Source organism: Novosphingobium sp. B-7 (assembly GCF_000410615.1).
Classification (GTDB): domain Bacteria; phylum Pseudomonadota; class Alphaproteobacteria; order Sphingomonadales; family Sphingomonadaceae; genus Novosphingobium; species Novosphingobium capsulatum.
The window spans coordinates 20,365-32,601 of the sequence record NZ_KE148335.1 but is presented as its reverse complement, the minus strand read 5'-3'; the positions used below and the strand labels follow the sequence as shown (position 1 = coordinate 32,601).

General features: G+C 66.9%; 13 protein-coding genes. 10 read left to right on the top strand and 3 right to left on the bottom strand.

The window, feature by feature from the left end:
- A partial coding sequence (locus H926_RS33250) for a hypothetical protein (RefSeq protein ID WP_202804705.1) occupies window positions 1–215 on the top strand: 215 nt, incomplete at its 5' end.
- Between the two features lie 72 nt (window positions 216–287).
- Entirely contained in the window at window positions 288–2,450 is a 2,163-nt protein-coding gene (locus tag H926_RS0111675; RefSeq protein WP_022676465.1) for a S9 family peptidase, read from the top strand.
- Window positions 2,451–2,495: 45 nt separating this feature from the next.
- Here the strand turns inward: H926_RS0111675 and H926_RS0111670 are convergent, their stop codons facing one another.
- Both H926_RS0111670 and H926_RS0111665 read right to left on the bottom strand, forming a co-directional pair.
- A complete protein-coding gene (locus H926_RS0111670; RefSeq protein ID WP_022676464.1) occupies window positions 2,496–3,461 on the bottom strand; it encodes a hypothetical protein in 966 nt (321 codons plus the stop codon).
- A 78-nt stretch (window positions 3,462–3,539) separates the two neighbouring features.
- Window positions 3,540–3,971 (bottom strand): hypothetical protein, encoded by a 432-nt coding sequence (locus H926_RS0111665; protein WP_148291720.1) that lies wholly within the window; start codon window positions 3,969–3,971, stop codon window positions 3,540–3,542.
- 170 nt (window positions 3,972–4,141) lie between these two features.
- Here H926_RS0111665 and H926_RS0111660 point away from each other — a divergent pair, with 170 nt between their 5' ends.
- Both H926_RS0111660 and rho read left to right on the top strand, forming a co-directional pair.
- Window positions 4,142–4,585, top strand: a complete 444-nt coding sequence (locus H926_RS0111660; RefSeq protein ID WP_022676462.1) for a CopD family protein — start codon at window positions 4,142–4,144, stop codon at window positions 4,583–4,585.
- Between the two features lie 216 nt (window positions 4,586–4,801).
- Window positions 4,802–6,058 (top strand): transcription termination factor Rho, encoded by a 1,257-nt coding sequence (gene rho, locus H926_RS0111655; RefSeq protein WP_022676461.1) that lies wholly within the window; start codon window positions 4,802–4,804, stop codon window positions 6,056–6,058.
- A 192-nt stretch (window positions 6,059–6,250) separates the two neighbouring features.
- Here rho and H926_RS0111650 read toward each other — a convergent pair whose 3' ends face one another.
- A complete protein-coding gene (locus H926_RS0111650) occupies window positions 6,251–6,637 on the bottom strand; it encodes a nuclear transport factor 2 family protein (protein WP_022676460.1) in 387 nt (128 codons plus the stop codon).
- 220 nt (window positions 6,638–6,857) lie between these two features.
- On the opposite strand from H926_RS0111650, the gene H926_RS0111645 reads away from it, so the two are divergent.
- From H926_RS0111645 to H926_RS34650, 6 genes are all read left to right on the top strand, one after another.
- Window positions 6,858–7,127 carry a DUF6489 family protein gene (locus H926_RS0111645; protein ID WP_022676459.1) on the top strand — a complete coding sequence of 90 codons (270 nt, stop codon included), beginning with the start codon at window positions 6,858–6,860 and terminating at the stop codon, window positions 7,125–7,127.
- A 50-nt stretch (window positions 7,128–7,177) separates the two neighbouring features.
- On the top strand, window positions 7,178–8,488 hold the full coding sequence (mnmE, locus tag H926_RS0111640) for a tRNA uridine-5-carboxymethylaminomethyl(34) synthesis GTPase MnmE (protein ID WP_022676458.1): 1,311 nt from the start codon (window positions 7,178–7,180) through the stop codon (window positions 8,486–8,488).
- Window positions 8,489–8,585: 97 nt separating this feature from the next.
- On the top strand, window positions 8,586–10,439 hold the full coding sequence (gene mnmG, locus H926_RS0111635; protein ID WP_022676457.1) for a tRNA uridine-5-carboxymethylaminomethyl(34) synthesis enzyme MnmG: 1,854 nt from the start codon (window positions 8,586–8,588) through the stop codon (window positions 10,437–10,439).
- Window positions 10,436–11,134: a 16S rRNA (guanine(527)-N(7))-methyltransferase RsmG gene (gene rsmG / locus H926_RS27050; protein ID WP_022676456.1), complete on the top strand. Its 699-nt coding sequence runs from the start codon at window positions 10,436–10,438 to the stop codon at window positions 11,132–11,134. The genes mnmG and rsmG overlap by 4 nt, the downstream gene beginning before the upstream one ends.
- The gene (locus tag H926_RS0111625) at window positions 11,131–11,907 is read left to right on the top strand and encodes a ParA family protein (RefSeq protein WP_022676455.1); all 777 of its coding nucleotides are present in this window, start codon (window positions 11,131–11,133) and stop codon (window positions 11,905–11,907) included. Before rsmG ends, H926_RS0111625 begins: the two co-directional genes overlap by 4 nt.
- Window positions 11,904–12,237 (top strand): ParB N-terminal domain-containing protein (locus tag H926_RS34650; RefSeq protein WP_237741022.1); only part of this gene is annotated, 334 nt, incomplete at its 3' end. The genes H926_RS0111625 and H926_RS34650, both read left to right, overlap by 4 nt.

The window sequence follows — 12,237 nt, the reverse complement described above, 5'->3', positions numbered from 1 at the left end:
CCCCCCCCCCCAGCCGCAGCCGCATCCTGGCGGCGGGCATGGGCGTGCACTTTCCGCTGATCCGCGCCACCGATACCCATGTGCGGCCGCGCGATCTGCCCACTGCCTTGCCCGAAACCCGCATCTATGGGCGCGATGGCACGATCGTGGCGCGTTTTGGGTCGCTCGATGCCGCGCGGTTCGACCAGGCGCTGGCCAAGGCGCTGGCGGGCTAGCGCGGCCAGCTGAGGCGCCTGCTGCATCGTTCCCTCTTGCGCTGGGCCGGGGGCAGGGTACCCATGCGGCCCATGAACAAGCTCACCCACACGCTTTCGCTTGCCGCGCTGGCCCTTGGCGCGGCCCCTCTCGCCCTGGCAGCGACGCCCGCTCCGGCCGTGGCATCCGCATCGGCCGCCGCCGCACCGGCGATGACCGCGCAGGATCTCGTCACGCTGCCACGCCTGGGCAGTTTTGCCGTGTCGCCCGATGGGCGCTTGGCGGCCTACACCGTCACCACCACCGATCCGCACAGCTACAAGCGCAGCACCGCGCTGTGGCTGCTGCCGCTGGGGGGCAAGGGCGCCACGCCGGTCAAGCTGGACTGGCAGGGCAGCATCAGCGATCCCGCCTTTGCCCCCGATGGGCGGCTGTGGTTCCTGTCAGACAAGGATGGCAAGACCGCGCAGGTCTGGTCGGTCCTGCCTGGTGCCGATGGCAGTGCCGGCGGCCCGATCAGGGTTACCGATCTTGCCGCCGAGGTGGCCGGGTTCAAGCTTTCGCCTGATGGCACACGGCTGGCGGTATGGGGCGATATCGCCCGCGCCTGTGCCACGTTTGGCGGTTGCGCCGATCTGCCCCATGGCGATGGCAACACCGGCCTGCCCGGGCCGGGCAGCGGGCGGCTCTATCGCGATGGCGCCGGCTTCGTGCGCCATTGGGATACCTGGGAAACGCCGGGCATCCACAGCCGCATCTTTGCCTTCGCGCTCAAGGGCGGGCAGGTCGATCCGGCATCCGGCCACGCGCTCGATGGCGATCCGGCCAAGGGCGGCCTGGTCGGCGACGCGCCCAGCAAGCCGTTCGGCGATGGCAGCGAACTGACCTGGAGCGCGGATTCCAGCGCGGTGATCTATGCCGCGCGCCAGGCCGATCGTGACGAGCCGCGCTCGACCAATCTCGATCTGTGGTGGGCACCGGTCGATGGCAGCGCGCCGCGCAACCTGACGGCCAGCAACCGTGGCACCGATACCACCCCGGCGGTATCGCCCGATGGCCGCTGGCTGGCCTGGGCGGCGATGGCGCGCCCGGGGTACGAGGCCGATCGCCTGGTGATCCAACTGATGGACCTCAAGACCGGGCAGAGCCGCGCGTTGACCCAGGGCTGGGATCGCTCCGCCGGCTCGCTGGCCTTCACGCCTGACAGCAAGGCCCTGATCGTCACGGCGCAGGACCTGCTCGATACGCCGGCCTTCCGCGTCGATCTCGCCACGGGCAAACCCACGCGCCTGGCCTTCCAGAAGGGCCGCGAAGGCCACGTTTCGCAGATTGCGATGCTCAAGGGCGGGGCGTTCCTGCTCAAGCGCGATGCCATCGATGCCACGCCCGAACTCTATCTGGGCAAGCCCGGCCAGCAGGCCACGCGGCTGACCGATCTGGGCACCACCGCGCTGGCCGGCATGGCCCCGGTGGCGGTGGAGCGCTTTGCGTTCGCCGGGGCCAATGGCGATACGGTGTGGGGCCAGATCCTCAAGCCGGCAGGTGCCGTGGGCAAGCTGCCGACTGTGCTGCTGGTTCATGGCGGGCCGCAGGGCTCGTTCAGCGATGGCTGGTCCACCCGCTGGAACCCGCGCCTGTGGGCAGCGCAGGGCTATGCCGCGATCACCATCGATTTCCACGGATCGACCGGTTACGGCCAGGCCTTTACCGACAGCATCAACCAGGATTGGGGTGGCAAGCCGCTGCAGGACCTCAAGCTCGGCATGGTGGCGGCCGCGGCCAAGGATGGCGCGGTCGATCCCGGCAATGCCTGTGCGGCCGGTGGCAGCTATGGCGGCTACATGATGAACTGGATCGAGGGGCAGTGGCCCGATGGCTTCAAGTGCATCATCCAGCACGATGGCGTGTTCGATGCGCGCGCCATGGCCTATGAAACCGACGAGCTGTGGTTCGACGAATGGGAACACGGTGGGCACCCTTACTACGAGGCGCCCGAAGCCTTTGAAAAGTGGAACCCGGTCAACCACGTGGCGCAGTGGAAGACGCCGATGCTGGTGATCACCAGCGAGAACGACTTCCGCATTCCCTATACCCAGGGCCTGGCCAGCTTTGCCGCGCTGCAACGGCGGGGCATCCCGTCCGAACTGCTGGTCTTCCCCGATGAAAACCATTGGGTGCTCAAGGCCAAGAACTCGCTGCAGTGGCACCAGACCATCTTTGGCTGGATGGCCCGCTGGCTCAAGCCGGCGCAGTGACCCCGGTGTCCCGGTGGCGCCCCATGGCCGCCACCGGAAACCCGTTCAGAACCGCGCGGTAAGCCCTGCAGCCAGGTTGACGCGGGGTGCCAGCTGCCAGCCCACCACGCGCTGGTATAGCGGCAGCTGGACATGGGCAAAGGCAGAAACCCGCGCCGCCAGGGGCATGCTCAGCCCCGGCGCAAGATAGACCTGCTCGCCTCCGCTGTTTTCCACGTCGGCATTGAGGCCGCTGTCCTGCGCGTTGATCCGCGCATTGATCTGCAACTGCGGCACCACGCGGCCCAGGCCCATCCACTGCACTGCCAGCGAGGCTTCACCGATCGTGCCGGGGCGATAGTCCTGCCGCGCATTGAGTGCGATCTGCGCCTGGGCCTGCACCATCAGCGCCCAATCCCGGCCCAACCGGCGATAGTGATAGGCGCCGATCACCGCCTGGGTGGTGCCGGTGCCCGGCTGCAATCCGCGATCCACTTCCTCGCCCTGTGCCGGGCCGCTGCGGAACGTCTGGTGAAAGCCGCCGGTGGGCAGGATCAGCCCGAACTGCAGCCCGGTCACGCCGCTGGGCGTCGACAGGCCCTGCCAGCGCGCCGTCACCCGGATATCGCCCAGGCCATGGGTGCGTGACCGGCTTTCTGCATCGATATCTTCGGCAATCGTCGCATGGGGGCGGATGATCAGCGGCACGGCCACGTTGATGCCCCAGTCGCTGGCAAACTGCCGGTCATAGCTGGCAGTGACATAGACGTTGTCGGTCCAGCGTTCGATCTCGCGATCGTTGGGAATGGTCAGCTGGCTGGTATCGACCTTGCTGGTGCCAGTGCGCAGCTGGCTTTGCGGCACATAGTCCACCCGCAGCGTGGCGGCCTGGCCGGGCTGGGTGACCAGCCCCTGGTTGAGCCAGTCAGAGGTGAACGTGCAGCCGCAGCTGGCACAGGCCAGCGCTGGGGTGGACGACAGCGCAAGGGCAAGGGGCGCAGCCGCAAGGGCGCGCGAAAACAGGCGTGGCATGGATCGGATATCCCGACAGGCGGCCCCGCCACCGATGCAGCGCGGGCCGGAAAAACAAAAATGCTCGGTGTGCTTGGCTTAGCCGAAGGCGCCTTGCGGTGGCGCGCGCGCCGGTGGCCGCGTGCGGGCAATCGCCGCCAGCATCAGGGCCGCCACCAGCGCCGGCGTAATGGGCGCAATCAGCGGGGGCGCCAGGGGCAGGGCAGGGGCTTCTCCCCCACCGATCATGGCATTGGCCAGCACGCCGAATGCGCAAGGGCCGGGATTGGCGGTGCTGTCCGTCTTGCCGGAATGGCTGGTGGGCAGGGTGATCGTGCGCCGGCTCGCTTTGCTCACGTCAGCGCCAAGTGGGCCGCTGCCATCACACAGCGCCACCACGATGCCGCGCGCGCCATTGGGCACCGGCATCATCCCCGGCGGGATCAGCACGCGCAGGCCGAGCACCAGCGCCAGGATCATCAGACCCAGGCGCGGATGGCGCATCAGCAATCGGCGGCCTGCCTGCAACACGTGGCGTCCCCCTCATTGGCTCGCCTGCTTGCGCCCCTCCTACCCGAGCGGGCAAGGTTCTTGCAATCATCGCCTTAAAGGCCGAGATGCTGTGGAGCCGTTCGGCGTGCCGCACGTTGCCCGTCGAAAGGCCCGTTCCCGTCCCCCTCGCGCAACGCTAGAAGACCCTCATGCTCCAGGTGCTCTCGATGCTCTATCTCTGGCTCAAGGCTGGCCACGTCATCTTCGTGATCTTCTGGATGGCCGGGCTGTTCATGCTGCCCCGCCTGTTCGTCTATCACCAGGAAACGCCGGTCAATTCCCCCGAAAACGCGGTGTGGACCGATCGCGAGCGCAAGCTCATGAAGATCATCATGGCGCCCAGCGTGGCGGTGGTGTGGATTCTCGGCCTGGCCATGGCGATTTCGGGCGGCTGGTTCACCCAGGGTTGGCTCCATGCCAAGCTGCTGCTGGTGGTGGCGCTGACCGGCTATCACATCTGGCTCGCCCGCTATCATCGCGCCTTGGCGCGGGGCGAACGCCGCCTCACCGGCAAGCAGCTGCGCCTGCTCAATGAAGTGCCCGGCGTGCTCGGCGCGATCATCGTCATCCTGGTGATCATCAAGCCGTTCTGAGCGACGGCGTACATGGCGGCGGCCAGGCCCAGCGCTGGCCGCAAGCCCCGCACCCTTCACCAATCCTCAATTGACGCCGGGCTTTTCCCGGCATAACGCACATCTCGACCGGCAAACATCCCGAGCGCGCACTGGCGCGCTCACGGCCTGCTTTCTCCAAGCCCATCGGCCCGCCGGCCATTTTTCCAGCCTATTTCCGCTGACGGAACACACGCAATGCATCTGAAAGAACTCAAAAAGAAAACCCCCGCCGAGCTGGTCGAAATGGCCGAAGAGCTGGGCGTGGAAGGCGCCAGCACGATGCGCCGCCAGGATCTGATGTTCGCCATCCTCAAGGAAGTGGCCGAAGACGGCGAGGAAATCCTCGGCATCGGCACGATCGAGGTTCTGCCCGACGGCTTCGGCTTCCTGCGCAGCCCGGAAGCCAACTATCTCGCCGGCCCGGACGACATCTATGTCTCGCCCAACCAGGTCCGCAAATGGGGCCTGCGCACGGGTGATACCGTGGAAGGCGAAATCCGCGCCCCCAAGGATGGCGAGCGCTATTTCGCCATCACCCGCCTGATGAAGGTGAACTTCGACGAGCCGGAGGCCGTGCGCCACCGCGTCAACTTCGACAACCTCACGCCGCTTTATCCCAACGAGCGCCTCAAGCTCGACACGCTCGATCCCACGGTCAAGGACAAGTCTGCCCGCGTGATCGATCTGGTCAGCCCGCAGGGCAAGGGCCAGCGCGCGCTGATCGTGGCGCCGCCGCGCACCGGCAAGACCGTGCTGCTGCAGAACATGGCCAAGGCGATCACCGACAACCACCCGGAAGTTTTCCTGCTGGTCCTGCTGGTCGACGAACGCCCCGAAGAAGTGACCGACATGCAGCGCTCGGTGAAGGGCGAGGTCATCTCCTCCACCTTCGACGAACCGGCCACGCGCCACGTGCAGGTTGCCGAAATGGTCATCGAAAAGGCCAAGCGCCTGGTCGAACACAAGCGCGACGTGGTGATCCTGCTCGACTCGATCACGCGTCTTGGCCGCGCCTATAACACCGTCGTTCCCTCGTCGGGCAAGGTGCTGACCGGCGGTGTTGACGCCAACGCTCTGCAGCGCCCCAAGCGCTTCTTCGGCGCGGCGCGCAACATCGAGGAAGGTGGCTCGCTCTCGATCATCGCCACCGCGCTGATCGACACCGGCAGCCGCATGGACGAAGTGATCTTTGAAGAGTTCAAGGGCACCGGCAACTCGGAAATCGTGCTCGACCGCAAGGTCGCCGATAAGCGCATCTTCCCCGCGCTCGACGTGGGCAAGAGCGGCACGCGCAAGGAAGAACTCCTGGTGCCGCGCGACCAGCTCAGCAAGATGTGGGTGCTGCGCCGCATCCTCATGCAGATGGGCACGGTCGACGCGATGGAATTCCTGCTCGACAAGATGAAGGATTCCAAGACCAACGAAGACTTCTTCGCCACGATGAACCAGTAATCCCGCCAAGGGTTTGCTGCGCAAAAAAGGGGTGGGAGGCAGCCAGGCCTTCCACCCCTTTTTGCGTCCGCCTGGCGATGGGGTGAGGGCTTCGACAAGCTCAGCCCGAACGGCAATAGCCGCCGCCGTTCCCCAACGCTCCGTTCGCCCTGAGCCTGTCGAAGGGCGCTGGCACAAACGCCCCGATCATTCTCAACCGTCTTCCAGCGCCTCGGCCATCTTGCGCCACAGCAGGTCTGCCGCAGCAAACGGACGCACCATCACTTTGGCATCGACGATCCGCCCTTCCAGATCGAAGCGCAGCAGGTGCACGCCGTTCACCGCCACACCATCGAGCGTCGCCTCGAACTCCAGCGCCGCTTCCGGGCCATCGGCCAGTTCGCGCACATAGGCAAAGCGTCCCAAGGCCAGGATGCGGCAGGCGGCCGACAGGTGCAGTGCCACCGCCTCGCGGCCCACCTGCGGGGTGTGCAGCACCGGCGAGTGAAACACGGCATCGTCAGCCAGGAGTTCGGTGAGCAGGTCTTCGGGGCATCCCGCAAGCATGGCGCGGTGCCAGGCGGCCAATCCAAGCTGCATGATACGTCTCCCAGCCAAGGGCGCGCGACTGCCGGCACCCGGCATGTTCCACGTGAAACAACGCGTGGCCGGGCGCATTGATCCGGCGCAACGCGGCATGGGCAAGCCTGCAGCGGTTGATCGTTCGCGATACCGTTTCGGTCGATCATGGGCTTGGCGTGCCTGGCCGACTGTGACACCTTCCGTGCCGCAAGCCACGACAAATTCCCGGGAGCAGGCCATGAAAGTGAATGTCGAGATCGAATGCAGCCCGGAAGAGGCCCGCCGTTTTCTCGGCCTGCCAGACGTTTCCAAAGCCAATGACGTCTACGTCGATGCCGTGGCCAAGGCGATGCAGGGTGTAAGCAGCGTGGACCAACTCCAGGGCTATGCCAAGCAACTGGCGCCGATGGGCGAAATCGGCCTCAAGCTGTTCCAGCAGTTCATGGAGCAGGGCGCCGGGGCGGCGATGGCGGGCTTCAAGGCCGGCATGGGCGGCGACAAGAAGTAAGCCGCGCCCAGATGTAGGCACTGGGCCCGCTGCATGATAAGCGGCGGCGCATGAGCGATAACCCGACGATCTTCGCCCTCAGTTCCGGGGCGCCGCCGGCCGGCATTGCCGTGGTGCGGATCAGTGGCCCGGATGCTGGCACGGCCCTGTCGGCTCTGGCTGGCAGCTTGCCCCCGCCACGCCGCGCCACGTTTCGCCGGCTGGTCGATCCGGCCGATGGCGCCTTGCTCGATGCCACGATGGTATTGTGGCTGCCCGGCCCGCATACCGCCACGGGCGAAGACAGCGCCGAGTTGCATCTTCACGGTGGTCGCGCCGTGGTCCAGGCCGTGCTTGCCGCACTGGGCAGACTACCTGGTTTGCGCGCCGCCCAGGCGGGAGAGTTCACCCGCCGGGCTTTCCTCAACGGTCGCATCGATCTCAACGAGGCGGAAGGCCTGGCCGATTTGCTCAGTGCCGAAACCGAATTGCAGCGCCGCAGCGCGCTGGCCATGGCCGATGGCGCGCTGTCGCGCCGGGTGGAGGAATGGCGCCAGGGCGTGTTGATGCTCTCCGCCCAGTTGGAAGCCCTGCTCGATTTTTCGGATGAGGATGACGTGGGGGAGGGGGCAGCGCTGCTGCCGCCAGGCTTTGCCGATCAGGCCGCAACGCAGGCGGCGCAGATCGGCGCTTGGCTTGCCCGCCCGCGTGCCGAGCCTTTGCGCGAAGGGTTCCGCGTCGTTCTCGCCGGCCCGCCCAATGCAGGCAAATCCACCCTGTTCAACGCCCTGGTCGAGGCAGAGGCGGCGATCACCGCGGCCGAACCTGGCACGACGCGTGACGTGCTGACGCGCAGCGTGGCGATCGATGGCGTGCCGTTCACCTTTGCCGACACTGCCGGCTTGCGCGACGAGGGCGCGGGCGAGATCGAGCGGATCGGCATTGCTCGCGCCCGGGCAGAGGCGGCCCGCGCCGACCTGATCCTGTGGCTTGGGCCGGAAGGGGCAGGGCCGGCTGGCGATGCCGTACCGCTGTGGGAATTGTCCGCCCGCGCCGATGATCCTGTCGCCCCTGCCAAGGCCGCACCGCGCCATCGTCTCTCGGTGCACACCGGTGAGGGGCTCGATGCCTTGCGTCGTGATCTTGTCGCCCATGCCCGCGCCACCCTGCCCGCACCGGGAGAGGCAGCGCTCAACGCGCGGCAGCATGCGTTTCTTTCGCAGGTGCACAATAGCTTGGCAGCGGCGGGAAGGGAGCGTGATCCGCTGCTGGCGGCCGAGCACTTGCGCCTGGCCCGCCGCGCGCTGGATGGGTTGACGGGCCGTGCTGGCACCGAAGACATGCTCGATGCGCTGTTCGGGCGCTTCTGCATCGGCAAATAGGCGAACGGGTTTTTCACGCGGCGCAAATCTCCCCTCCGCATGTTTCACGTGAAACACAAGTTTGACCCAAGGCGCGCAGAGCGATAGGGCAGAGCGCATGCATTCCTTCGACATCATTGTGGTCGGCGGCGGCCATGCCGGCGTCGAGGCGGCCTGCGTGGCGGCGCGCATGGGGGCGCGCACCGCGCTGGTCAGCTTCGATCCCGACAAGATCGGCGCGATGAGCTGCAACCCGGCGATCGGTGGCTTGGGCAAGGGACACCTCGTGCGCGAGGTTGATGCCTTTGATGGCGTCATCGCGCGGGCGGCCGATGCTGGCGCTATTCATTACCGCATGCTCAACCGCTCGAAAGGCAGTGCGGTGCAGGGACCGCGTGTCCAGGCTGATCGCAAGCGATTCAAGGCGGCGGTCCAGGCGGTGGTGAACAGCCAGCCTGGCCTTACCGTCGTGCCGGGGGAAGCAGCCGCGCTGCGCCTGGCAGGTGGCCGTGTCGTCGGCATCGAGCTGGCCGATGGATCCATTTTGGAGGGATCGGCCGTGGTGCTGTGCACCGGCACGTTCCTGGGCGCGCGCCTGTTCCGTGGCGAAGAGCGGATGGAAGGTGGCCGCATCGGCGAAGACGCCGCCCATCGTCTGGCGGCCCAGCTGCGCGATGCCGCCCTGCCGATGGCCCGGCTCAAGACCGGCACACCGCCGCGCCTGGATGGCCGCACCATCGATTGGGCCCGGCTGGAAGAGCAGCACAGCGATACCGATCCCTGGACGATGTCGCCGCTCACGCGCGCGCGCCCGCTGCCGCAGATCTTTTGCGGGATCAGCCGCACCAATGCGCAGACCCACGATATAATCCGCAGCGGCCTGGATCGCTCGCCGCTGTTCACCGGCGCGATCGGCGCGCGCGGTCCGCGCTATTGCCCGTCGATCGAAGACAAGATTCACCGCTTTGCCGATCGCGACAGCCATCAGGTCTTCCTCGAACCCGAGGGGCTGGACGATCATCTGGTCTATCCCAATGGTCTGTCGACCTCGTTGCCTGCCGATGTGCAACTGGCGATGATGCGTTCGATGGAAGGCCTGGAGCAGGTGGCCATCGTCGTGCCCGGCTATGCCGTGGAGTACGATCATATCGATCCGCGAGCGCTGCGTCCCAGCCTGGAAGTGCGCGCCATGCCTGGCCTCTATTGCGCCGGGCAGATCAACGGCACCACCGGCTATGAAGAGGCCGCCGCGCAGGGACTGGTCGCGGGCATGCATGCCGCTGCCGCCGTGCTGAGCACCGCGCCCGCAGCGCTCGATCGCGGATCGAGCTATATGGCGGTGATGATCGATGACCTGACGCTGCATGGGGTGAGCGAGCCCTATCGCATGCTCACCGCGCGGGCCGAATATCGCCTGCGCCTGCGCGCCAACAATGCCACCACCCGGCTGACGCCATTGGCCATCGCGGCGGGCTGTGTCGGCGATGAGCGCCGCGCCTGGTTCGAACGCCGGCTCGACGCGCGGGCCCGGCTGGAAGAGGGACTGGCCCAGGAAACCACGCCGAGCGAGATGGCACGCGCTGGCCTGGCGGTTCGCGCCGATGGTGCGCGGCGCAGCCTGATGGAGTGGTTGCGCTTCCCCGAAGTGACGCTGGCCGGGCTGGCGCCTTGGCTTGCCGAGGCCATGCCCGACGACGCCTTGCTGGTCGAGGAAGTGGAAGAGGACGCTGCCTATGCGCCCTACCTCGCGCGGCAGGAAGCGGAGCTGCGTGACCTGCGCGCCAACGAGACCGTGCCGCTGGGCGAGGATTTTCCCTATAACCGCGTGCCCGGGCTTTCCGCCGAAATGGTCGAACGCCTGAGCGCGGCCCGGCCGGAAACCTTGGCAGCCGCCGGCCGGCTGGCGGGGATCACCCCGGCCGCGCTGGCCAGCCTGCTCGTCCATGCCCGTCGCCGCATGGTGGCAGCATGACCACCATGATCGAAAGCGAGGCGCAAGCGCAGGACTGGTTGCGCCAGACGCTCGGCACCGATGACGCCACGATGGCGCGCCTGGACCGGTTGGTTGAGCTGCTGGTGGTGGAGAACGAGCGTCAGAACCTGATCGCGCGCGGCACCATTCCCATGGTGTGGCAGCGGCATATTGTCGACAGCGCCCAGCTGCTCACTGTTCCACGTGAAACATTGCCCAACGGCGCATGGCTCGATCTGGGCACCGGCGCTGGCTTTCCGGGCCTTGTGATCGCCGCCCTGCAACCGCAGCGGCCGGTGACGCTGGTCGATTCGCGACGGCTGCGTACCGAATGGTTGGCGCGCGCGGCGGCGGAGCTTGGGTTGTCGCACGTCAACGTCGTGCTTTCACGCGTCGAAGACTTGCCCGATCAGACCTATGCAGTGCTTTCCGCGCGCGCATTTGCGCCGCTCGACAAGTTGCTGAAGATTTCTTCGCGTTTTTCCACACCGGAAACGATGTGGTTGCTGCCAAAAGGGGCGAAGGCAGCGCAAGAAGTGGCTATACTGCCTGAAACCTGGCGCCACGTGTTTCACGTGGAACAATCGCTGACCGATCCCGCCGCTGGTGTGATCGCCGGTCGCTTGCTGGGTGGCCATCCCCCGAAGCCTGCCCGCCAGTCGGGCGCAGCTTCCCAACGAGGCTCCCGTCGATGATCACCATCGCCATTGCGAATCAGAAGGGCGGCGTGGGCAAGACCACCACCGCTATCAATATCGCGACTGCGCTTGCCGCTACCGGCTGGAAAGTGCTGCTGGTTGACCTTGACCCGCAAGGCAATGCCTCCACCGGGATCGGCCTCAACGCCGCCGATCGCGAGCGGTCTTCTTATGACATGCTGATCGACGGGGCAGGGGTGGCGGAATGCGCCGTTCCCACCCGCATTCCCGGCCTCGATATCATCCCCGCCACGGTGGACCTGTCCGGCGCCGAGGTGGAGCTTGTCAGCGTGGATGATCGCACCGGCCGTCTGCGTGCTGCACTGCACCGTGACACGACGCACGAAATCTGCCTGATCGATTGCCCGCCCAGCCTGGGCCTGCTGACCCTCAATGCCATGGCCGCAGCCGATAGCCTGATGGTTCCGCTGCAGTGCGAATTCTTTGCGCTGGAAGGGCTTAGCCAGCTTTTGCAGACGGTGGAGCGGGTGCAGGAGCGCTTCAATCCCGATCTGGGCATCCTGGGCATCGTGCTGACGATGTACGATCGCCGCAACCGGTTGACCGACCAGGTGGCCGACGATGTGCGGTCGTGCCTGCGCGATCTCGTGTTCGAATCGGTGATCCCGCGCAACGTGCGCCTGTCCGAGGCGCCCAGCCACGGGCTGCCGGCGCTGATCTATGACCATGCCTGCTCGGGATCGCAGGCCTACATGAAACTGGCGCGCGAGCTGATCGGGCGCCTGCCGGAACGGAGGAAGGCGGCATGAGCGGCGAAGACGGCGTCAAGGCACCGGTAAAGCGCGCCGCACTGGGCCGGGGGCTGGGCGCCTTGCTGGGCGAGACCCGGCGCGAGGAATCGCTGGTCCGCCCGGCGCCCGCCGCAACCGGTGGTACGCCTGCGGCCGCAGTCCCGGCGCGGGCCACCACCGGCGTCGCGCTGCTGTCGGTGGCCGAGATCGAGCCGCACCCGGATCAGCCGCGCCGCCATTTCGATGAAGAGGCGCTGGACGAACTGGCCCAGTCGATCGCCGCGCGCGGCGTGATCCAGCCGGTGATCGTCCGCCCTATGGCCGGTGGCCGCTATCAGCTGGTGGCGG